This is a genomic window from Streptomyces sp. NRRL F-6492, from assembly GCF_001280125.1.
Classification (GTDB): Bacteria; Actinomycetota; Actinomycetes; order Streptomycetales; family Streptomycetaceae; genus Streptomyces.
This window is the reverse complement of sequence record NZ_LGEG01000222.1, coordinates 26,675-48,093: the sequence shown is the minus strand read 5'-3', so window position 1 is coordinate 48,093 and position 21,419 is coordinate 26,675. Positions and strand designations below refer to the sequence as shown.

20 protein-coding genes are annotated in these 21,419 nt (G+C 72.1%); 11 read left to right on the top strand and 9 right to left on the bottom strand.

Features of this window, described 5'->3' with window-relative positions; all coding sequences use genetic code 11:
- Nucleotides 1-91 precede the first annotated feature (91 nt).
- Nucleotides 92-502: an ATP-binding protein gene (locus tag ADL08_RS20055; protein WP_053644884.1), complete on the top strand. Its 411-nt coding sequence runs from the start codon at nucleotides 92-94 to the stop codon at nucleotides 500-502.
- A gap of 137 nt (nucleotides 503-639) precedes the next feature.
- Here the strand turns inward: ADL08_RS20055 and ADL08_RS20050 are convergent, their stop codons facing one another.
- The 5 genes from ADL08_RS20050 to ADL08_RS20030 form a co-directional block, all read right to left on the bottom strand.
- Nucleotides 640-1,905 (bottom strand): FG-GAP repeat domain-containing protein, encoded by a 1,266-nt coding sequence (locus ADL08_RS20050; RefSeq protein WP_053644882.1) that lies wholly within the window; start codon nucleotides 1,903-1,905, stop codon nucleotides 640-642.
- Between the two features lie 141 nt (nucleotides 1,906-2,046).
- Nucleotides 2,047-4,314 carry an FG-GAP repeat domain-containing protein gene (locus tag ADL08_RS20045; protein ID WP_159043126.1) on the bottom strand — a complete coding sequence of 756 codons (2,268 nt, stop codon included), beginning with the start codon at nucleotides 4,312-4,314 and terminating at the stop codon, nucleotides 2,047-2,049.
- A 68-nt stretch (nucleotides 4,315-4,382) separates the two neighbouring features.
- Nucleotides 4,383-6,653, bottom strand: coding sequence for a hypothetical protein (locus ADL08_RS20040; protein WP_053644878.1), 2,271 nt, complete (start codon nucleotides 6,651-6,653; stop codon nucleotides 4,383-4,385).
- Nucleotides 6,654-6,759: 106 nt separating this feature from the next.
- Entirely contained in the window at nucleotides 6,760-7,269 is a 510-nt protein-coding gene (locus tag ADL08_RS20035) for a mycothiol transferase (protein WP_053644876.1), read from the bottom strand.
- 43 nt (nucleotides 7,270-7,312) lie between these two features.
- A complete protein-coding gene (locus ADL08_RS20030) occupies nucleotides 7,313-7,711 on the bottom strand; it encodes a DUF1992 domain-containing protein (RefSeq protein ID WP_053644873.1) in 399 nt (132 codons plus the stop codon).
- A gap of 142 nt (nucleotides 7,712-7,853) precedes the next feature.
- Between ADL08_RS20030 and ADL08_RS20025 the strand changes: the two genes are divergently transcribed.
- Nucleotides 7,854-8,687: a M23 family metallopeptidase gene (locus ADL08_RS20025; RefSeq protein WP_053644871.1), complete on the top strand. Its 834-nt coding sequence runs from the start codon at nucleotides 7,854-7,856 to the stop codon at nucleotides 8,685-8,687.
- A 120-nt stretch (nucleotides 8,688-8,807) separates the two neighbouring features.
- On the opposite strand, the gene ADL08_RS20020 is transcribed toward ADL08_RS20025, so the two are convergent.
- Nucleotides 8,808-9,011 (bottom strand): cold-shock protein, encoded by a 204-nt coding sequence (locus tag ADL08_RS20020; RefSeq protein ID WP_041130679.1) that lies wholly within the window; start codon nucleotides 9,009-9,011, stop codon nucleotides 8,808-8,810.
- A 260-nt stretch (nucleotides 9,012-9,271) separates the two neighbouring features.
- Between ADL08_RS20020 and ADL08_RS20015 the strand changes: the two genes are divergently transcribed.
- From ADL08_RS20015 to ADL08_RS20000, 4 genes are all read left to right on the top strand, one after another.
- Entirely contained in the window at nucleotides 9,272-10,141 is an 870-nt protein-coding gene (locus ADL08_RS20015; RefSeq protein WP_053644870.1) for a menaquinone biosynthetic enzyme MqnA/MqnD family protein, read from the top strand.
- A 362-nt stretch (nucleotides 10,142-10,503) separates the two neighbouring features.
- Nucleotides 10,504-11,718 carry a cyclic dehypoxanthinyl futalosine synthase gene (gene mqnC, locus ADL08_RS20010; RefSeq protein WP_053644868.1) on the top strand — a complete coding sequence of 405 codons (1,215 nt, stop codon included), beginning with the start codon at nucleotides 10,504-10,506 and terminating at the stop codon, nucleotides 11,716-11,718.
- Nucleotides 11,712-12,311 carry a hypothetical protein gene (locus tag ADL08_RS20005; RefSeq protein ID WP_053644866.1) on the top strand — a complete coding sequence of 200 codons (600 nt, stop codon included), beginning with the start codon at nucleotides 11,712-11,714 and terminating at the stop codon, nucleotides 12,309-12,311. Before mqnC ends, ADL08_RS20005 begins: the two co-directional genes overlap by 7 nt.
- Before the next feature lie 110 nt (nucleotides 12,312-12,421).
- The gene (locus tag ADL08_RS20000; protein ID WP_053644864.1) at nucleotides 12,422-13,117 is read left to right on the top strand and encodes a demethylmenaquinone methyltransferase; all 696 of its coding nucleotides are present in this window, start codon (nucleotides 12,422-12,424) and stop codon (nucleotides 13,115-13,117) included.
- Between the two features lie 16 nt (nucleotides 13,118-13,133).
- On the opposite strand, the gene ADL08_RS19995 is transcribed toward ADL08_RS20000, so the two are convergent.
- Nucleotides 13,134-14,597 carry a phosphodiester glycosidase family protein gene (locus ADL08_RS19995; RefSeq protein WP_053644862.1) on the bottom strand — a complete coding sequence of 488 codons (1,464 nt, stop codon included), beginning with the start codon at nucleotides 14,595-14,597 and terminating at the stop codon, nucleotides 13,134-13,136.
- Nucleotides 14,594-15,322 (bottom strand): peptidase inhibitor family I36 protein, encoded by a 729-nt coding sequence (locus ADL08_RS19990; protein ID WP_053644860.1) that lies wholly within the window; start codon nucleotides 15,320-15,322, stop codon nucleotides 14,594-14,596. The genes ADL08_RS19995 and ADL08_RS19990 overlap by 4 nt, the downstream gene beginning before the upstream one ends.
- 177 nt (nucleotides 15,323-15,499) lie before the next feature.
- On the opposite strand from ADL08_RS19990, the gene ADL08_RS19985 reads away from it, so the two are divergent.
- Nucleotides 15,500-16,786 (top strand): geranylgeranyl reductase family protein, encoded by a 1,287-nt coding sequence (locus ADL08_RS19985; protein ID WP_053644857.1) that lies wholly within the window; start codon nucleotides 15,500-15,502, stop codon nucleotides 16,784-16,786.
- A gap of 79 nt (nucleotides 16,787-16,865) precedes the next feature.
- Here the strand turns inward: ADL08_RS19985 and ADL08_RS19980 are convergent, their stop codons facing one another.
- Nucleotides 16,866-17,765, bottom strand: coding sequence for a C40 family peptidase (locus tag ADL08_RS19980; protein ID WP_053644854.1), 900 nt, complete (start codon nucleotides 17,763-17,765; stop codon nucleotides 16,866-16,868).
- Nucleotides 17,766-18,424: 659 nt separating this feature from the next.
- On the opposite strand from ADL08_RS19980, the gene ADL08_RS19975 reads away from it, so the two are divergent.
- The 4 genes from ADL08_RS19975 to ADL08_RS19960 are packed head-to-tail and all read left to right on the top strand — an operon-like array spanning nucleotide 18,425 to nucleotide 21,408.
- Nucleotides 18,425-18,784 carry an NADH-quinone oxidoreductase subunit A gene (locus ADL08_RS19975; RefSeq protein WP_053644853.1) on the top strand — a complete coding sequence of 120 codons (360 nt, stop codon included), beginning with the start codon at nucleotides 18,425-18,427 and terminating at the stop codon, nucleotides 18,782-18,784.
- A gap of 19 nt (nucleotides 18,785-18,803) precedes the next feature.
- Nucleotides 18,804-19,358, top strand: coding sequence for a NuoB/complex I 20 kDa subunit family protein (locus ADL08_RS19970; protein WP_030208804.1), 555 nt, complete (start codon nucleotides 18,804-18,806; stop codon nucleotides 19,356-19,358).
- Nucleotides 19,355-20,086: an NADH-quinone oxidoreductase subunit C gene (locus ADL08_RS19965; RefSeq protein WP_053644849.1), complete on the top strand. Its 732-nt coding sequence runs from the start codon at nucleotides 19,355-19,357 to the stop codon at nucleotides 20,084-20,086. Before ADL08_RS19970 ends, ADL08_RS19965 begins: the two co-directional genes overlap by 4 nt.
- A complete protein-coding gene (locus ADL08_RS19960) occupies nucleotides 20,086-21,408 on the top strand; it encodes an NADH-quinone oxidoreductase subunit D (RefSeq protein ID WP_053644848.1) in 1,323 nt (440 codons plus the stop codon). The genes ADL08_RS19965 and ADL08_RS19960 overlap by 1 nt, the downstream gene beginning before the upstream one ends.
- The last annotated feature ends 11 nt before the right edge of the window (nucleotides 21,409-21,419 follow it).

Here is a 21,419-nt window from a genome sequence, read left to right as displayed (position 1 = left end):
CCGTACCGCCTTCTTGGCGTGCCCGTACCGTTACGCAGCGTCGTCGCGTCGCTCCTGGTCAGGGTAGGGCCGGGAGGCCACGCTCGGGGGCATGAAGTCAGAAACCACCACCCCGACCGGTGAGTTCGTGCTCCGTCTCTCCGCAACGCGCCGGGGCGCGCGCCTGGCGCGTCTGCTGGGCGTGCAGCAGCTGCGGGAATGGGAGGTCACCGGGGCCGGGGCCGAGGCCGCCGAACTGGTCCTCGCCGAGCTGGCCAACAACGCGGCGCTCCACGGGCGGGTGTCCGGGAGGGATTTCGAGGTGCGGATGGAGCGGGGGGACGGGCACGTGCGGATCGAGCTGTCCGACGCGCGCGGCGAGCGGCGGCCGTTACCGTCCGCGACGCCCGACGAGGGCGGCTACGGGCTGGTGCTCGTCGCCGCCCTCGCCACGGCGTGGGGCGTGAAGGAGCGGGAGGTCGGCAAGACGGTCTGGGCGACCGTGCCGCTGACGTCCCGCTGACACCCTGTTGACGCCCCGCCGACGTCCCGCCCGGTGCCCGCCGGTCCGTCAGGAACGGTCGGCGGGAACGGGGTTGCGCCGGGGCGTGCGGGCGGGGAACAAGGTGGTCGTGCTTTCCCGGGGAGGAGACGGAGCCGTCAGAACAGCTGGGTGGACCACCCGGGGACGGGCAGCAGCATGGCGGCCCAGGTGCGCGGGGCGAAGGGGGCCTTCCAGTTGCCGGTGCCCCGGTAGAGGGCGAGGCTGCTGTGGACGCGGCCCGTGCGCCCGTTGGCGATGAGGTCGGGGCGGCCGTCCCGGTCGGTGTCGCCGATGGCGACGATCTCGTTGTAGGCGTCCCAGCCGGCGCCGACCCTCGCGCGGGGCGCGAAGGTGCCGTCGCCCTTGCCGAGGTAGAGCCAGAGGACGCCGTTCCTGTCGCGGGCGACGAGGTCACCGGCGGCGGCGCCGCCGATGTTCCCGGTGGCGACGAGCTTGTCGTAGATGCCCCAGCCGTAACCGGTCTTCCTGCGGGGGGCGAAGGGCGCGGCGACGTTCCCCGTGCCCTTGTAGAACCAGAGACCGCCGGACTTGTCCGCGGCGACCAGGTCGGGACGGCCGTCACCGTCGAGGTCGCTGCCGCCGGTGACCTCGGCGTAGACCTGCCAGCCGCCGCCGACCCTGACGCGCTGAGCGAAGGGGGAGGCGGCGATGCCGGTGCCCGGGTGGACCCAGAGCGTGCCGGTCCTGTCCCGGGCGACCAGGTCGGAGAACCGCCCGCCGCCGACGTCGCCGGGGGCGACGATCCGGTCGTAGGCATCCCAGCCGGGCCCGGCGTTCGTTCCGATCGCCGCGTCCGTGTGGTCGAACTCGAGCCCCTTGCGGCCGTCGAACACGTACAGGGAACCATCCGCCCGGACCAGGAGGTCGGGGGAGCCGCTGTCCGAGAAGTCGTGCGGCGCCTGCCCGCTGTCGACCTCGAACGTGCCCGTCCTCTCTGTCGACGGGCCGGCGGCACTGCGGGGTGTCACGGTCAGCCGCCAGGTGTACCCACCGTTGTACGCGGCCGTGAAATCGTCGAAGACGCCGATCCACCGCATGACGGCCAGCCCGTCGTCCGTGGTGTAGGCGGTGTCCGTCTTCCGCTTCCCGGAGGCGGTGTGGGTCAGCTCGATCTTCACCAACGCGGGGGCGTCGAAGCGCCACATCAATTCCACGACACCGTTCTTCCCGCTGAAGTCCATGGTGCCGGGGACCGACTGCTCCACGAGCCGGGGCTCGGCGGGGTCGGCGCTCACGACGGCCGGGGCGGGGCCGGAGGGGGCGGCCGACGCGGCCGGAGCCGCCAGGCCGCCGCCGGTGACGGCGAGGAGGGCGACGACGGCCGCGGCGAGACGGCGCCGGGGCGTGCGAACGTGGCTCAAAGGGGTTCCTTCTCCGGCAGCTCTGGTGCGGCGGTGCTCCGCCGTCACGGGTGGGACGCGTGGAAAACGCGCATGGTTGTGCGGGTGACGCCGTCCCGCCCGCCTCCCCGCGGCAGGCGGGCGGGACGGCGTCACCCCTCCTCAGGACACGTGGGTGACGTCCGCCCCCGTGGTGCCGGTGACCAGGACGTCGGTGGGGACGCGCGGCTGGAAGGGGGTCTTCCAGCCGCCGGTGCCCGCATAGACGTACGAGGTGTTGTCCGGCCCGAAGGCGTACAGGTCGGCGCGGCCGTCCATGGTGGCGTCGCCGATGCCGACGAGGTGGGTGTACTGGTTCCAGCCGGCGCCGATCTTGACGCGGGGCGCGTAGGTGCCGTCGCCCTTGCCGAGGTAGAGCCAGAGGACGCCGTCCTTGTCGCGGGCGACGAGGTCTCCGGCGGCGGCGCCCGCGATGTTCCCGACGGCGGTGAGCTGGTTGTAGATCCCCCAGCCGAAGCCGATCTTCTTGCGGGGCGCGAAGGGCGCGGCGGTGTTGCCCGTCCCCTTGTAGAGGTAGAGGTCGCCGGCCTTGTCGGTGGCGACCAGGTCGGCGCGGCCGTCGCCGGTCAGGTCGCTGCCGCCGGCGAGCCGGTCGTAGACCTGCCAGCCGCCGCCGACCTTGACCCGTGCGCCGAGCGGGTTCCGCTCGTCTCCGGTGCCGGGGTGCAGCCAGAGCACGCCGCTCGCGTCGACGCCGACCACGTCGGGCGCGGTCGTCCCGGCGACGTCGCCGACGGACTCGATCTGCCGGTGGCCCTGCCAGCCCTCGCCGACGTACTCGGGGTCCCCCGGCGGCACGACCTTGCTCTTCCACGCGTCGTAGACGGTGTCGACGCGGCGCAGGGACCCCGACTTGTCGCGGAAGAGCAGGTCGGGCGAGCCGTTGTCGTTGAAGTCGTGGAGCTTGGGCGTGCGGACGGCCTTGAAGTCCCCGGTGGCGTGCAGGTCCGGCCCGATGCCGTTGTGCGGCTTCGCGGTCAGCTCCCAGGTGTAGTCGCCGTTGAACGCGGCCCTGCCCGGCTCGCCCTCCCCGTCCGCGAAGTTCCCGCGCCAGAGGAAGTCGAACCTGCTGGAACTCTGATCCTCGAACGTGTAGCGGTACCGCTGCCGGCTCTGCTGGTGGATCAGCTCCACGGTGTACTCGAAGTCGTCGTGCGACAGCTGCCAGCTCAGGCGGGCCCGGTTGTTCATGAGATCGAGGTCGACGACGGGCCCGACGCTCGTCCCCGTGAGCGTCAGCGCGGTCGACTCACCGGTGGAGGCGACGAGCTCGGCGGCCGGGACGCCGTCCGGGCCGGGGGCTATCCGGTAGACGCCCTCGCCCTTCCCGACCGTCCCGCCCCGGACCAGGAGGGTGCCGTCCGGACCGTTCACCACGCTCGACGCGCGGTCGAGCAGCGTGACCGTACGCCCGTCGGCGAGCGAGCGGGCGGTGAGCGGCAGCAGCGGGTCGCCGGCCGTGCCCCCGCCGGTGGCGGTGGCCCTGCCGTAGGCCACCCAGTCCCCGAACAGGCCGAGCAGCCCGCCGTGTCCGCCCACGGAGGTCGTGACGTCCTTGCCGGTGGCCCGGTCGGTCACGACGAGGTCCGGGCCCTGCCAGCGGACGAGCCTCTCGGCGGAGGCGGCGACGGGCTGGTCGCCGGTCAGGGGCGCGTCGGCGCGGGTCACCGCGCCCGACGCCAGGTCGATCACGACCAGGGCGGTCTTGTTCCAGGCGGATCCGACCGGATTGTGGGTGACGAGGGCGGTGCCGGGCGTGCCCTTCGCCTCGATCACCCGGCCGGTGTCGGCGGGAACGCCGGTGACCTTGACGTCGGAGAGCTTGGTGCCGCTCTTCGAGACCAGGTGGAGCTCCCTCGGGCCGTTCGGGGCCCCCACCGTGACGAGGAGCGTGGAGCCGTACGCGCCCACGAACGTGTGGGTGGGGCCCAGCGTGCGCAGGTCGATGACGACCGGGGCCGTACCGGCGGGGGCGGACATGTCGTGCAGCCGGATCACCCGGTAGTCGTACGTGTCGGCCGTCACCGCGATGTCGGAGACGAGGGCGTTGGGCAGCGCCGGACCCGCCGAGGACGCCTTGGAGAGCAGGGTCGAGGTGCCGTCCGGCCGGTACCAGCGGTACTCGTAGCTGTACATGCCCTCGGAGTCGTAGTCCTCGGTCGAGCCGAGGTACCCGCTCGGACCCGCGCTGATCACCTCGGTCTTGGGCGGCAGCTTCGGCACGGCCTGCGCCTCGGTCACGGCCTGTGCCCGCGCCGCCGGGGCCGTGCCGGTGGCGGCGGTCGCGCCGGGCGCGGCGGCCAGGGCGGTGGCGGCGAGGACGGTGGTGATCGCGGCGGCGAGCGCGCGCCGGGCCGTACCAGAGGTCACGTTCTTCTCCTCCGAAAGGGGATCGAACGGCACGCACATGTGTACGTACCGCCTCATAGGACATGCGGTCAGCGGAAAAGGTTGTACGTGCCGTCCGAGGAGATCCCCGTGCGCCAGCGGTCGTGGAACGGCTTCGCCCAGTACCCCGTGCTGCGGTAGACGTACGCGGCGTTCTCCCGCGGGTCGTACGCGAGGAGGGCGGCGCGTTCGTGGGAGGTGGGTTCGCCGATGCCGACGAGGTGGGTGTACTGGTTCCAGCCGGCGCCGACCCTCGCGCGGGGCGCGTAGGTGCCGTCGCCCTTGCCGAGGTAGAGCCAGAGGACGCCGTCCTTGTCGCGGGCGACGAGGTCTCCGGCGGCGGCGCCCGCGACGTCGCCCACGGCGGTGAGCCGGTTGTAGATCCCCCAGCCGAAGCCGATCTTCTTGCGGGGCGCGTAGGGCGCGGCGGTGTTGCCCGTCCCCTTGTAGAGGTAGAGGTCGCCGGCCTTGTCGGCGGCGACCAGGTCGGCGCGGCCGTCACCGGTGAGGTCGCTGCCACCGGCAAGCTGGGTGTACACCTGCCAGCCGCCGCCGACCTTGACCCGGTCCGCGAGGGGCTCGGCCCCGTCTCCGGTGCCGGGATACAGCCAGAGCACGCCGCTCGCGTCGACGCCGACCACGTCGGGCGCGGTCGTCCCGGCGACGTCGCCGACGGACTCGATCTGCCGGTAGCGCTGCCAGCCGCCGCCGACGAGCACGGGGCCCCCGGCGGGGACGACCCGTTTCACCCGGGGGTCGTACACGGTGTCGATGCGCCGCAGGTTCCCCGCGTCGTCGCGGACGAGCAGGTCGGGCGAGCCGTTGTCGTTGAAGTCGTGCGGCTCGGGCCCGCGGGTGACCGTGAAGTCGCCGGTGGCGTGCAGGTCGGGGCCGATGCCGTCGTGCGGCTTCGCGGTCAGCTCCCAGGTGTAGTCGCCGTTGAACGCGGCCCCGGCCAGGTCGTTCTCGTGCAGGCCGAAGACGCCCCGCCAGGTGAAGCCGGCGAACGCGTACTCGGTCTCGGTCTCGTAGCGGTACCGCTGTCCGCTCCGCTTGTGGATCAGGTCGATCCGGACGGCGGAGCCGCCGTGCGAGAAGTACCAGGAGAAGAGGGGGTCGCCCGGGGCGTCGAGGTCGACGACGGGGGTGATGTTCGTCCCGTCGAGCGTCAGCGCGGTCGACACTCCGGTGGAGGCCACGAGTTCGGCGGCCGGGACGCCGTCCGGGCCGGGCGCGATCCGGTAGAGGCCCTCGCCCTTCGCGACCGTCCCGCCGCGTGCCAGGAGGGCGCCGCCGGGCGCGGGCACCAGACCGGAGACGCGGTCGAGCACCGCGACCGTGCGTCCGTCGGCGAGCGAACGGGCGGTGAGCGGCAGCAGCGCGTCGCCGGCCCGGCCGCCGCCGGGGGTGGTGGACCGGCCGTAGAACAGCCAGTCCCCGGAGAGGCCCAGGACCCGGGCGGCGTCGATCCGGCCCACGGTGACGGACGTGCTCGCGCCGGTGGCCCGGTCGGTCACGGCGACGTCCTCGCCCTGCCACCGGGCGATCCTCGTGGCGGAGAGGGCGACGGGCCGGTACTCGCCCCGGTCGTCGGCCGACGGCGGATACGTGCCGGTCACCGCGGCCGAGGCCGGGTCCAGCGTGAGCAGGGCGCTCTTGTACCAGTCGGCGCCGTTCGAGTGGTACGCGACGAGGACGCCTCCGGCCGCGCCCCTCACCTCGACCGTCGAACCGAACGCGGCCGGGACCCCGGTGACGGGACGGTCGGAGAGGGAGCCGTCGGCGTTCCTGGAGACGAGGTGGAGCTCCCGCGGACCGTTCGCGGGCCCCGCCTCGACGAGGAGCGTGGACCCGATCGTGGCCGCGTACGTGTGCGTGGGCCCCAGCGTGGCGAGGTCGATGACGACCGGGGCGACGGTGGAGGACGCGGACATGTCGTGCAGCGCGACCACCCGGCCGCCCGGCTCGACCACCGTCACGAGGTCGGAGACGAGGGCGTTGGCCGACACGGCGTTCTTGCCGTCGCGGCTCGGGACCGTGGTCGAGCCGCCGTCCGGCCGGTACCAGCGATGGGCGAGGAAGGACCGGTCGGAGAGGTGGACCCGGGTGGTGCCGAGGAGACCGCTCGGGCCCGAGCCGACGACCTCGACGTCGTCGGGCACCCGGGGGACGGCCGGGGCGGCGGCCCGCGCCGGGGCGGCGACCGCCGCCGTGGCCGTGCCCGTGGCCGCGGTCGCGCCGGGTGCGGCGGCCAGGGCGGTGGCGGCGAGGACGGTGGTGATCGCGGCGGCGAGCGCGCGCCGGGCAGGGGCGGCGGACATGTTCTTCCCCTTCGAAGGGCCGGGCGGCACGCATCCGTGTGCGTGCCGCCCCGTCAGACGCCCGACCCCCGGAAGGGGTTGTACGCGGAGGGCCGCCGCCCGGCCCTCACCGCCCCCGTTCCACCGCGCCCCGCGCGTACGCCGCCTGCCCCGCGTGCTGGAGGTCGTCCGCGATCACCGACACCAGCCGGACGCCGAGGGTGACCGGCGGGTCCCAGGCGGCGTCGACGACCCGGTCCAGGTCCGCGTCCGTCACCGCCCCGACCAGCTCCGCCGTCCGGTCGTGCACGGCGTCGTGGTAGCCGAGGAGGAGGTCCGCCGGGGCCCTCACCCGGCCCGCCTGGGCGGGCGTCTGGCCGTACCCGGTCGCCTCCTCGGGGAAGGGCAGCCCGAAGCGGTCCGCCCAGCCCTCGGCGGTCCACAGCTGCTCCGTGCCGAAGGCGCCCGCCAGGTGGTCGTCCTGGACGCGGGTGAGGTGCCAGACGAGCCAGGCGATCGAGTTCGCGTCCGGATCGGTCCGGACGGCCAGCTCGTCCTCCGTGAGGCCCTCCACGGCCCCGTGGACGGCCTCGCGCACCCGGCCGAACGAGTCGACCAGCAGACCGGCGCTGTTCATGCGGAATCCTTTCCTCAAGGGGTCCTTCTTCGGGGGGCCGGGATCAGGAACGCCCCGCCCGCCACCGCTCCACCGTCGCCTCCACGTCGAACGGACTCAGGTTCAGCGGCGGCCCGGCCGGCGGCCGCAGCAGGGCCTCGGCGATCTTCGTGTTGATCTCGCCCAGGATCCGGCGGACCCGGCTCTCCGAGACGGCCGCCGCCACCGCCGCCTCCGCGTCCTCGGCCTCCTTGCGCAGCGCGAGCGAGGGCGGCAGCACGGACGCGCCCTCGCGGTGCATCTTGCCCTTGATCCACCACAGCTCGTCGTACGGCGCCGAGTCGTCGGGGAGCGGCTTCCCGAAGCCCGGCAGGCTCCGGAACTCACCCCGCTCCGCGGCCTCGCGGATCTGCTTGTCCACGAACGACTCGAAGCTCACACCGGGCGGCTTGCGTTCGGTCATGTGTCCAGACTACGTAACCGGCCCGCTCCCGGTGTGGTCGTCGCGGTCTACTGCGCCGCGCGGTCTTCCGGCACGCTGAGGTCCGTTCAACGCGCGTCGACCCCTGTCCCACCGCCCCGCACCCCCACGCACCGGAGGACGCATGCGTGCACGGATCACCCCGATCGGCACCCTGCTCGCGCTCGTCGCGGGCCTGCTCACCGCGCTCGTCACCACGACCCCCGCCCAGGCCGCGCCGCTCTTCAAGGCACCCTTCGCCTGCGGCCAGAAATGGACCTACAGCCACCACTCGGCCGAGGTCCGCCAGGCGCTCGACTTCGTCCGCTCCGACGGCGGCGGCACCGCCGGGGCCGCGGTCCTCGCCTCGGCGTCCGGCACCGCCTACCGCTACTCCCAGCCGTCCGGCGCCGGGAACTACGTCGTGATCGAGCACGGCGGCGGCTGGAAGACGTACTACTTCCACCTCGACTCCTACTCGGTCGCCCACGGCGCCGCCGTCTCCCAGGGCCGGCAGATCGGCACCACCGGCTCCACCGGCAACAGCTCCGGCGCCCACATCCACTACGAACAGCTCCACAACGGCGTCGGCCAGCCCATCACCCTCAACGGCGCCTCCCTCGCGCCCTACCCCGGCTCCTACGGCTCCAGGCACCTGACCAGCGACAACGGCTGCTCCGGCGGGGGCGGGAAGTACTGGGTCGACACCTTCGCCCACGCCACCGGCTACGCCCGGGCCGACACGGGCGACGCCCAGGGCGTGCTGAACGCCGGCACGAACTACGTCTACTGCAAGGTCTGGGGCCAGGAGATCCGCGACGCCTCCGGCAACTACAACCACTGGTGGCTGCGGACCGACCTCGACACGGTGTACGCCGGGAAGAACGGACGGAACGCCCACGTCTCCGCCTACTACCTGTCCCGCTGGGGCAACGACGAGGCCCGCGACAACAACGGGACCGTGATCCCCACCTGCTGACTCCCGCCCGATGCCCCCGGTGGACCGGGAGAAAGGCAGGAGCCCCGCTCGTGCCGCGAGGCACGGAGCGGGGCTCCTTGGGTACTGCTCTAGTGGTAGGCGATCGCCGACCCGGGCAACTTAGGCCGGGGAGACGTTCTCCGCCTGCGGGCCCTTCGGGCCCTGCGTGACGTCGAAGGTCACGACCTGGTTCTCCTCGAGCGAACGGAAGCCGTTCGCGTTGATCGCGGAGTAGTGGACGAAGACATCCGGGCCGCCGCCGTCCTGGGCGATGAAGCCGAAGCCCTTTTCAGCGTTGAACCACTTGACGGTTCCGGTAGCCATAAGCCCTCCTTGGGCCAAAGGGTTGCCCTGCTCCAGAACCTGCAAACAAGTCTGAAAACTACAAAAGCCTGCGGGTCACATGCTCCGCAGGCTCTGTACTGCAAGGGAAACCAAACTGCAACTTGCGTTGAGCGTAGCACGCAGAACGCTCGTGAGGGTAGAGGGAAAGATCACGTCACCCGCGTGTTTGAACGTCCCTCCCGCGCTGACGCGCGTGCCCCGGCGATGCCCGCCCCGCGAGACGGGTCTAGCCTCACGATGTGGACAAAGCAACCGACGAGCAGCGCAGCCGGCCCCGCGTCGGACACATCCAGTTCCTGAACTGCCTCCCCCTCTACTGGGGCCTGGCGCGCACCGGGACGCTCCTGGACCTGGAGCTCACGAAGGACACCCCGGAGAAGCTCAGCGAGCGGCTCGTCCGGGGCGACCTGGACATCGGCCCCGTCACCCTCGTCGAGTACCTCCGCAACGCGGACGACCTGGTCGCCCTCCCGGACATCGCCGTCGGCTGCGACGGCCCGGTGATGTCCTGCGTGATCGTGTCGCAGCGGCCCCTGGAGGAGCTCGACGGCGCGCGCGTGGCGCTCGGCTCCACCTCCCGCACCTCGGTCCGCCTCGCCCAGCTGCTCCTGGCCGAGCGGTACGGGGTGGCGCCCGACTACTACACCTGCCCGCCGGACCTCGGCCTGATGATGCAGGAGGCCGACGCGGCCGTCCTCATCGGCGACGCCGCGCTCCGGGCCTCGCTGCACGACGCGCCCCGGCTCGGCCTCCAGGTCCACGACCTGGGCCTGATGTGGAAGGAGTGGACGGGCCTCCCGTTCGTCTTCGCCGTCTGGGCGGTGCGCAAGGACTACCTGGCGCGCGAGCCGGAGACCGTCCACGAGGTCCACCGGGCGTTCCTCTCCTCCCGCGACCTCTCCCTGGAGGAGGTCGCCAAGGTCGCCGAGCAGGCGGCCCGCTGGGAGGCCTTCGACGCGGAACTCCTGGAGCGGTACTTCCGCACCCTCGACTTCCGCTTCGGGCCCGAACAACTCGCGGGCGCCCGCGAGTTCGCCCGCCGCACCGGGCCCACGACCGGCTTTCCCGCGGACGTCCGGGTGGAACTCCTCCGGCCCCCGCGCGGCTGACCGCACGGCCCCGGGACGGGCGCCCCCGAATTCACGCGAAGGCAATTCCGACCGCGTCTCCGGGCCCATTCCGGAGGCGCCCGCGAACGGCCGGACGGAATGCGGACGCCCGAAAGGGGAGGGCGGTTTCCCGTCCGTTCACCCGCCGGGGCGGCGGGGCGTTCCGCCGAGTCGCCCGACGCCGTCGATTCACCGGAACGGCCCGGCGGCTCCCCGGTGGCTCCCGGCGGCTCCCCGGTGGCTCCCGGACGGCTCTCCGGCGGCTCCCGGCCGCTTCCCGCCCGCTCCCCGACGGAGGCGGTCCGGACCCCTGGCGTACGCTGGTTCGGTCTGTCAGTACCCCTCCGAAAGGGACGAACCCGGTGACCGAGAAGGCCGAACTGCAGTCCGTTCTGGACCGCGCCGCCGCGGGCGGCCGGATCACCCCCGAGGAGGCGCTCGACCTCTACCGCTCGGCGCCCCTGCACGCGCTGGGCGCCGCCGCCGACGCCGTGCGCCGCCGCCGGTACGCGGGGACCGAGCACATCGCGACGTACATCATCGAGCGGAACATCAACTACACGAACGTCTGCGTGACGGCGTGCCGGTTCTGCGCCTTCTACGCCGCGCCGAAGGACACCGAGAAGGGCTGGACCCGGGACCTCGACGACATCCTGCGCCGCTGCGCGGAGACCGTGGAGCTCGGCGGCACCCAGATCATGTTCCAGGGCGGCCACCACCCCGACTACGGCGTCGAGTACTACGAGAAGCACTTCGCCGCGATCAAGGCGGAGTTCCCGCAGCTGGTCATCCATTCCCTCGGCGCCTCCGAGATCGAGCACATGGCCCGCATCTCCGGCGTCCCCGTCGAGGAGGCGATCAGCCGCATCCACGCCGCCGGACTCGACTCCTTCGCCGGCGCGGGCGCCGAGCTGCTGCCCGCGCGCCCCCGCAAGGCCATCGCGCCCCTGAAGGAGTCCGGCGAGCGCTGGCTGGAGATCATGGAGATCGCCCACGGCCTGGGCGTGGAGTCCACCTCCACCATGCTCATGGGCACCGGCGAGACCAACGCCGAGCGCATCGAGCACCTGCGCATGATCCGCGACACGCAGGACCGGTCGGGCGGCTTCCGGGCCTTCATCCCGTACACGTACCAGCCCGAGAACAACCACCTCAAGGGCCGCACGCAGGCCACGCTCTTCGAGTACCTGCGCATGATCGCGATCGCCCGGCTGTTCCTCGACAACGTCGCCCACATCCAGGGCTCCTGGCTGACCACGGGCAAGGAGGTCGGCCAGCTCTCCCTGCACTACGGCGCCGACGACCTCGGCTCGATCATGCTGGAGGAGAACGTCGTCTCCTCCGCCGGGGCCAGGCACCGCTCCAACCGCCTGGAGATCATCGACCTGATCCGCAAGGCGGGCCGCGTCCCGGCGCAGCGCGCCACCACGTACGAGCACCTGGTCGTCCACGACGACCCGGCGAACGACCCGGTCGACGAGCGCGTCGCCTCCCACATCTCGTCCGTCGCGATCGAGGGCGGCACGGCGCATCCGGAGCTGAAGCTCCTCGACGCGAACCGAGGGGGACGGTGCTGACGATCCACGTCGCCGAGGCGACGCCCGAGGGCGCCGTCCTGGTCGACGGCGCCCTCGTCGCCGCCGTCGGCCCGTACGAGGACCTGGTCGCCGTCCGCCCCGGGGCGCGGGTGCGGCGGTGGCCCGGCATCCTCACCCCGGGCCTCCTCAACCCGTACGGGCCCGAGCTGCTCGAAGGCATGTACCACCCCGACCCCCGGGAGGCCGAGGGGTTCGGGACCGAGCCGATCACCGGGGAGCGGGCGCAGCGGATCTTCCGGGCCGACCCCTCGCGGCGGGGCGCCTCCGCGCGCCGGGGCGTGCAGCGGCTCCTGGCGCACGGGACGGTCGCCGTCGCGGGCGAGCTGCGCGGCCGGGCCGCCGTGGACGCCGTGCGCCGGGCCGGTCTCGCCGTCGGCCGCCGTCCCGAGCGGCTCCCCGGGCCCCCGTCCTTCTCCCCGGCCCCGCTGGTGCTGCTGCCCGCGCCGGTGCCGGGCGGCCCGGCCCGCTTCGCCGTCTTCGACGTCCCCGACCGGGCGGCCCTGGTCCGCCTCGGCGCGTCGACCTGCGTCGCCACCGTGCTCGGCGGCCGGCTGGTCCACCGGGCCCGCTGAGGAGCCCGGCGCGCCGGGCGCCGCCGAGCGCGCCCTGCCGACCGCGGCGGGAGGGGCCCTGAGACAATGGGGCCGCCCGCCCGTCTCCGATTCTGCGAGGCCGAACGCCCGTGACCCGCGCCACCCTGGACAAGCAGCCGCACGAAGTCGCGTCGATGTTCGACGACGTGGCGGCCAACTACGACCTCACCAACGACGTGCTCTCGCTGGGCCAGGACCGCCGCTGGCGCAAGGAGGTCGCGAAGGCGGTCGACGCCCGCCCGGCGCAGCGGATCCTCGACCTCGCCGCCGGCACGGCCACCTCCTCGCAGCCCTTCGCTCGGGCGGGCGCGTACGTCGTCCCGTGCGACTTCTCCCTCGGGATGCTGCGGGTCGGCAAGAGGAACCACCCGTGGATGCCGTTCACGGCGGGCGACGGCACGAAGCTGCCCTTCCGCGACGACGTGTTCGACGCCGTCACGATCTCCTTCGGGCTGCGGAACATCCAGGACACCGAGCAGGCGCTGCGCGAGCTGTACCGGGTGACGAAGCCCGGCGGCCGGGTCGTCATCTGCGAGTTCTCGCACCCGACCTGGGCGCCGCTGCGCACGGTGTACGAGGAGTACCTGATGCGCGCGCTGCCGCCGGTGGCCCGTGCCGTCTCCTCCAACCCCGACGCGTACGTGTACCTGGCCGAGTCCATCCGGTCCTGGCCGGACCAGCCGGCCCTGGCGGGTCTGCTCCAGAAGGCCGGCTGGTCGAAGGTGGCCTGGCGGAACCTGTCGGGCGGGATCGTGGCCCTGCACCGGGGCGTCAAGTCCGCCTGACCGGAAGCGCGGGCGGCTACGGCCTGGCGTACATGCCGTAGCCGCCGATCCCCGCGTACACGGTGTCGGCCACGGGCCGGTGCGCGTAGCCGCCGTTATCCCGTTCGGTCGGGGGAGTGTGGATCCGGGTGCCGGTCATCAGGGTCGCCGAGCCGCCGCCGTCGAGGTTGAGCATGTCGACCAGGCCGAGTTCCTCGGAGTCGAGCAGCTCGGCGAAGGCGCGCAGGGTCGCCCCGTCCTCGTGGGTGGTCGCGGAGGTGGGCTGGGTCTGCCCGGTCAGGGTGGCGAGCACCGGGCGGCCCCGGACGTCGGTGCCGAGGGCGACCCGCGAGTCGGTGCAGTTCTGGGTGCCGGTCCCCGTGCCGGAACCCCACTGGTTGCAGGTGTCGGGGAGCGCGTCGGGGACGTCGCCGTCCCGGAGGACCTGGTGGAACGAGCCGACGACGTCCACCGACGGGTCCAGCGGGACCTCCCGGCCGAGCCGGGTGTCGAGGAGCTTCTGGTGGACCGTCAGCCGGGTGCCGGCGATCGCGTGGTCGCGCAGCCAGCCGGCGCCCGTGCCGACGCCCTGGAGGACACGGCCGCCGGAGGGCACCTTCACCTGGGCGGCGGGGGTCGCCCCGCCGCGCCCCGCGCGGGCGGCCGTCACCTTGCCCGTGGAGTCGAGGACGACCTCGAAGCCGGGGTCGTCCTCGGTGGTGACCGTCGGGTCGAGGCCGGGCTTCGGCACCGGGAACCGGTAGTCGTCGGTGAACAGGACGATCTCGTCGGGGTCGGTGTAGACGCCCCGCTGCCCGGCGACCTCCTCGGGGACGGGCCGGTCCTCGGCGTCGCGTGCGCAGCTGCGGGCGCGGCCGGGGTCCCGGTCGATGTCGTCGAGCCGCTGGACGGCCCCGTCGGACGCGGTGAGGCTCAGTTCGGTGCGCAGGGTGGTGATGTACGGGAGGCCGTACTGGATCACGGCGCCCGAGGTGCCCTTGCCCTTGCCCCAGCAGCTCGAACTGTGCAGGACGCCGTCGGTGGCGGAGACGCCGACGTGCTGGAGGGTGAGGGTCCTGGCCCCGGCGGGCAGGACGTGGTCGGGGTGCTTCTTCTCCGACTTGAACAGGCCGCCGTTGACGCCGGCCACGGGGTGGCGGGTGGGCACCGAGCTGACCCCGGCGAGCTGCTCGGCGAGCGTCTCGGCGAGGCCGTCACCGGCGCCGACGGTGCTCTCCAGGGAGACGGGGGCGGCGGTCGGGTCGATCGTGACGATCTGGAGGACGCGGCTCGCGACCCGGGTGCCGGGCTCCTTCTCGATCCAGGTGGTGCGGGTGACGCCGGGGACGCTCGCGTCGACGTTCGGGTCCTGGGCCCAGTTCGCGGCGAGCGGGCTCTTCGTCTCCGGCGCGGTGGGGGCGGCGGCGGCCGAGGTGGTCAGGGCGAGGGCCGCGACGAGGGCGGCGGCGACGGCGAGGGCCGGTCGCGGGGGCGTGGTCACTGGCACTCCGAGGTTCCGTCGACGAGTTCGTGGGAGCGGAGCGGGACTTCGAGGGACGGGGGAAGGGTGATGCTGTCGCCGCGGAGCACGACGTAGGCGCCGTACGTCTTCTTGTCGTTCTCGTCGGTCCAGGTGCCGGTGTAGTCCGGCCGGGGGTAGAAGCACAGGTGCCGCCCGGTCCGGTTCCACACGGAGCGGGGGGCGACCTCGGCGCCGTAGCTGTTGCCGAGGTTCCCGGTGGCCGGGTCGACCGCCGGGACGTGGACGGTCATCGCGCCGCGGCCGTTGCGCTCGGCGAAGGTGCAGACGTCGCCGTCCGCGCAGCGCTCGTAGCCGGTGAAGCACAGGGCGCGGGTGGGCACGAGCTTGTACGAGCCGACGACCCAGCGGGTGCCGCCGGTGACGTACTCGTCGCCGTTGCCGGGCTTGACGGTCTGGAGGCCGCCGCCGTAGCGGGCGGCGCCGTAGACGCAGGCCCACATGCGGGTGTTGTTCCGGACGGACAGGACGGCGCCGGAGGGCGCCTCGTCCTTGCCGCCCTCGGCGACGTCCTGGCGGGTGCCGGAGCCCCCGGAGCCGTCGTAGACGCAGAACAGTCCCGTCCCGCAGTCGCTGTAGGGGGCGGGGTCGGCGTTCGCGGGCAGGGCGAGGAACGCCGAGCAGAGGAGGGCGAGGACGGCCGCGAAGAGCGGGCCCCGCCGTGGATGGGTTCTCACAGTGGTCACGACCGGCGATCATGACACTGTCGCACAGATGTGTGAATTACATTTCCGGCGGTGGCCCGGGGACGGGTGGCTCGCGGTCCTCCGGGTGGCCCTCCGGACGGTCCGGGACCCGCCCCCATAGACTGCCCGGGTACGTTCGTACCTCCTCCTACCGTCGAGTCTCCGGGAGAATCCGCCGTGACCGAGCAGCCCCTCTCCGAGCACAGCGCAGATGTGATCGTCGTCGGGGCGGGCCCGGCCGGCTCGACCACCGCCTACTACCTGGCGAAGGCGGGCCTGGACGTCCTCCTCCTGGAGAAGACCGCCTTCCCGCGCGAGAAGGTCTGCGGCGACGGCCTCACCCCGCGCGCCACCAAGCAGCTCGTCGCCATGGGCATCGACATCTCCGAAGAGGCCGGCTGGCTGCGGAACAAGGGCCTGCGGATCATCGGCGGCGGCGTCCGCCTGGAGCTGGACTGGCCGGAACTCGCCTCGTACCCGGACTACGGACTCGTCCGCAAGCGCGACGACTTCGACGAGCAGCTGGCCCGCCAGGCGCAGAAGGCCGGCGCCCGCCTGTACGAGCGCTGCAACGTCGGCGCGCCGGTGATCGACGACCGCACGGGCCGGATCACCGGCGTCCACGCCAAGCTGGGCGAGGAGAAGCGCGAGGTCACCTTCCACGCCCCGCTGGTCGTCGCCGCCGACGGCAACTCCAGCCGGATCTCCCTCGCCATGGGCCTGCACCGGCGCGACGACCGGCCGATGGGCGTCGCCGTCCGCACGTACTTCACCACCCCCCGGCACGAGGACGACTACCTGGAGTCCTGGCTGGAGCTGTGGGACCGGCGCGGCCCGCAGGACCGGCTGCTGCCGGGCTACGGCTGGATCTTCGGCATGGGCGACGGCACCTCGAACGTCGGCCTCGGCATCCTCGACTCCTCCTCCGCGTTCAAGGAGCTGGACTGGCGCGAGGTGCTCAAGGCCTGGTGCGCCTCGATGCCGGAGGACTGGGGCTTCACCCCGGAGAACATGACGACCACCATCCGGGGCGCCGCCCTGCCGATGGCCTTCAACCGCCAGCCGCACTACACCAGGGGCCTGCTGCTCGTCGGCGACGCGGGCGGCCTGGTCAACCCGTTCAACGGCGAGGGCATCGCGTACGCCATGGAGTCGGGGCAGATCGCGGCCGACGTCATCGTCCAGGCGCACGCCCGGGCGACCCCGGCCCAGCGCGAGCTGGCCCTGCGGAACTACCCGCAGGTCCTCAAGGACACCTACGGCGGCTACTACACGCTCGGCCGCGCCTTCGTGAAGCTCATCGGCAACCCGAAGGTCATGAAGATCGCGACCCAGCGCGGCCTGACCCACCCGCTCCTGATGAAGTTCACCCTGAAGATGCTGGCGAACCTCACCGACCCGACGGGCGGCGACGCGATGGACCGCATCATCAACGGCCTGTCGAAGGTGGCCCCCAAGGCCTGACCGGCACCGCGCACGGCGAAGGGCCGTCACTCCCCCGGGGAGTGACGGCCCTTGCGCGTGAGCGTCCGGGCGGGAGCGCTCAGAGGATGCGCACGGCGCCCGACGGCGGGTCCCAGTCCAGGGAGCGCTCGACGACGCCGGTGGAGGAGTTCTGCGCGCCGACGTACTTGCCGCCGCCGACGTAGATGGCGACGTGGTACGAGCCGCTGCGGCTGCCCCAGTACAGGATGTCGCCCGGCTGGAGGTCGCCCAGGGAGACGGAGCTGCCCATGCTCGACTGCTGGTGCGAGATGCGGGGCAGGTCGATGCCGGCCGCGCGGTAGGCGGCCTGGACGAGGCCGGAGCAGTCCCAGGCGTTGGGGCCGGTGCCGCCGCTGATGTAGGCGTCGCCGACCTGGGCGCGGGCGAAGGCCACGATCGAGGCGGCGGAGCCGGTGGGGGCCTGCGTCCGGCTGCCGCTGTCCGAGGCGGAGGAGCCGTTGTCGGAGGACGACGAGGACGAGCCGCCGTCGTTCGACGAGGACGAGGAGTTCGTGGCGAGCTGCGTGCGCGTCTCGCTGCGGGAGGCGCGCTCCGCGGCCTCCTCGGCCGCCTGGCGCTCCGCCTCGGCCTTGAGGCGGGCCTTCTCGGCGCGCTCGGCGGCGGCCTTGCGCTCCGCCTCGGCCTTGGCCTTCCTGGCCTCCTGGGAGGCCTTCTGGAGGGCCGTCTGCTCCAGGCTCTGGAGGCTCTGGTCGAGGGCCTCCTGCTGGGACGCCTCGGCGGAGGCGGCGACCGCGCTCGCGAGGTTCGTACCGGCGGCGAGCGAGCCCAGGGTGGGCATTTCGATGGTCTCGGTCACCGGCTCGGCATTCGCCGGCCCGGCAGCACCGGCCACCGCGATGGTGCCGAGGACGCCACCGGCAACTCCGGCCCGGAGCGCGAGCTTCGAAGCGCTGCGGCGGGGCTTCCGGTGGCTGGGTATGTGAGCGGTGTGGGACATGGGAACAACCGCTATCAGGGCTTGACGGTTCCGTTCAAGAAACGTGGGTTGCGCCACAGTTACGTTCGGAACCTGTGAATCCGCTTCTGTGGCGCCTTTATTGACGCCGTAACGGGCAAATCGGTCATGAGGTATCCGGGCCTTGATCACTGGTTTTCATTGAAACGCCCGAATTGCCCGACGCTTACCACCTCTTGACACCCTTGGCCAAGCCCCCTTCTTTTCGGCCTTCTGTGCTGTGGCGCAGCTCACAGGTGAGTTCGTGAAAACGCGCACGTGTCCACCTCCGTACGCGAGACCCCCCGACCGGGCGAAGAGCGGGCCCTTTACCACCCGTTCGCGTCCACCGCCAATTTGCCTGTAGATGCCAACACTTGATAGTGCGACACCCCCTCCGAGCAGCGATTTCCGGTACGGATGTCACATCTGGTGATCACCTGGGCGCTTCGCGCAACAAGATCACCGCTCATCCGACTTCATGATCCTTCGTCAGGTGGTGGAGATCACAAACTACGTGCTGCACCCCGTGTCGCAGATCACAGAGGGGCAGGCATAAGATGCGGGGCAGCCGGGCTTGTGAACTGCCTCACATGGGGGCGATCTTTCACGGCGCGGCGGTGCGGTCCAACGGTCAAGGACGACTGGAAGGAGCGAGGAGCGTGAATGCGTACGCGCCCGTCCTCGTGCTCGGTGCCCTGGGTGCGGGGTTTGCGATCTTCTCCGTGGTCATGGCCACGCTCATCGGGCCAAAGCGGTACAACAGGGCGAAACTGGAGGCGTACGAGTGCGGCATCGAGCCGACACCCACGCCCGCCGGCGGCGGCCGCTTCCCGATCAAGTACTACCTGACGGCGATGCTCTTCATCGTCTTCGACATCGAGATCGTCTTCCTCTACCCCTGGGCCGTCACCTTCGACGCCCTGGGGATTTTCGGGCTCGTGGAGATGCTGCTCTTCGTGCTCACCGTCTTCGTCGCCTACGCCTACGTGTGGCGGCGCGGCGGCCTGGAATGGGACTGAGGGGCTGAGAGGCACACTCATGGGACTCGAAGAGAAACTCCCGAGCGGCTTTCTGCTGACGACGGTCGAACAGGCCGCGGGCTGGGTGCGCAAGGCGTCCGTCTTCCCCGCGACCTTCGGCCTCGCCTGCTGCGCCATCGAGATGATGACCACCGGAGCCGGCCGCTACGACCTGGCCCGCTTCGGCATGGAGGTCTTCCGCGGCTCGCCGCGCCAGGCCGACCTGATGATCGTCGCCGGCCGGGTCAGCCAGAAGATGGCGCCCGTCCTGCGGCAGGTCTACGACCAGATGCCCAACCCCAAGTGGGTCATCTCCATGGGCGTCTGCGCCTCCTCGGGCGGCATGTTCAACAACTACGCGATCGTCCAGGGCGTCGACCACATCGTCCCGGTCGACATCTACCTGCCCGGCTGCCCGCCGCGCCCGGAGATGCTGATCGACGCGATCCTCAAGCTCCACCAGAAGATCCAGACCTCCAAGCTCGGCGTGAACGCCGAGGAGGCGGCGCGCGAGGCGGAGGAGGCGGCGCTCAAGGCGCTGCCGACCATCGAATTGAAGGGCCTGCTCCGGTGAGTGACGAGACACCCAACCCCGAGAAGGAGCTGAGCGCGCAGAACCTGCCGGGCCAGCGCGGGGACCACGGGGAGGAGGTCCGCGTCCAGCGCGGCATGTTCGGCGCCCAGAGCGGCGCCGACACCTCCGGCTACGGCGGCCTCGTCCGCTCGGTCCGGCTCCCCGGCCCGGCCGCCCGCCCCTACGGCGGCTGGTTCGACGAGGTGGCCGACGAACTGGAGGGCGCCCTGGAGGAGCAGGGCCTCGTCCCTTCGAGCGCCATCGAGAAGACGGTCGTCGACCGCGACGAGCTCACCTTCCACGTCGAGCGCGAGCACCTCGTCCGCGTGGCCCGCACCCTGCGCGACGACCCGGCGCTCCGCTTCGAGCTCTGTACCGGCGTCTCCGGCGTCCACTACCCGCACGACAAGGGCCGCGAGCTGCACGCCGTCTACCACCTGCGCTCGCTGACCCACGGCCGGCTGGTCCGCCTGGAGGTCTCGGCCCCGGACACCGACCGGAGGATCCCCTCCCTCGTCGCCGTCTACCCGACGAACGACTGGCACGAGCGCGAGACGTACGACTTCTTCGGCATCGTCTTCGACGGCCACCCCGCCCTCACCCGGATCATGATGCCGGACGACTGGCAGGGCCACCCGCAGCGCAAGGACTACCCCCTCGGCGGCATCGCCGTCGAGTACAAGGGCGCCCAGATCCCGGCTCCGGACCAGCGGAGGTCGTACAGCTGATGTCCACTCCCCACGCGTCTCCGCGAGAGACGACCGAAGGCTCCGTCTACACGGTGACCGGCGGCGACTGGGACGAGGTCGTCCGGTCCGCCGCCAAGGCCGACGACGAGCGGATCGTCGTCAACATGGGCCCCCAGCACCCGTCCACCCACGGAGTGCTCCGCCTCATCCTGGAGATCGACGGCGAGACCGTCACCGAGGCCCGCTGCGGCATCGGCTACCTCCACACCGGCATCGAGAAGAACCTCGAATACCGGACCTGGACGCAGGGCACCACCTTCGTCACGCGCATGGACTACCTCACCTCGTTCTACAACGAGACGGCGTACTGCCTGGGCGTCGAGAAGCTCCTCGGGATCACCGACCAGATCCCGGACCGGGCCAGCGTCGTCCGCGTCCTGCTCATGGAGCTCAACCGGCTCTCCTCGCACCTGGTCTGCATCGCCACCGGCGGCATGGAGCTCGGCGCCACCACGATCATGATCTACGGCTTCCGGGACCGCGAGATGATCCTGGACCTGTACGAGCTGATCACCGGCCTGCGCATGAACCACGCGTACATCCGCCCCGGCGGCCTCGCCCAGGACCTCCCGCCCGGCGCCGTCGACGCCGTGCGCGAGTTCGTGAAGACCATGAAGAAGAACCTGCCGGAGTACGACAAGCTCGCCACCGGCAACCCCATCTTCAAGGCCCGAATGCAGGACGTCGGCTACCTCGACCTCACCGGCTGCATGGCCCTCGGCGCCACCGGACCGATCCTGCGCTCCGCGGGCCTCCCGCACGACCTGCGCAAGACCGACCCGTACTGCGGCTACGAGAACTACGACTTCGAGGTCCCCACCGCCGACACCTGCGACTCCTACGGGCGCTTCCTGATCCGCCTGGAGGAGATGCGCCAGTCCCTGCGGATCGTCGAGCAGTGCCTCGACCGGCTGGAGCCCGGCGACGTCATGGTCGCCGACAAGAAGATCGCCTGGCCCGCGCAGCTCGCGCTCGGCACCGACGGCCTCGGCAACTCCCTCGAACACATCAAGAAGATCATGGGCACCTCCATGGAGGCCCTGATCCACCACTTCAAGCTGGTCACCGAGGGCTTCCGGGTCCCGCCCGGCCAGGCCTACGCGGCCGTCGAGTCCCCCAAGGGCGAGCTCGGCGCGCACGTCGTCTCCGACGGCGGCACCCGCCCCTACCGGGTCCACTTCCGCGATCCGTCCTTCACCAACCTCCAGGCCATGGCGGCGATGTGCGAGGGCGGCCAGGTCGCCGACGTCATCGTCGCCGTCGCCTCCATCGACCCCGTGATGGGAGGCGTCGACCGATGACCGAGCAGATC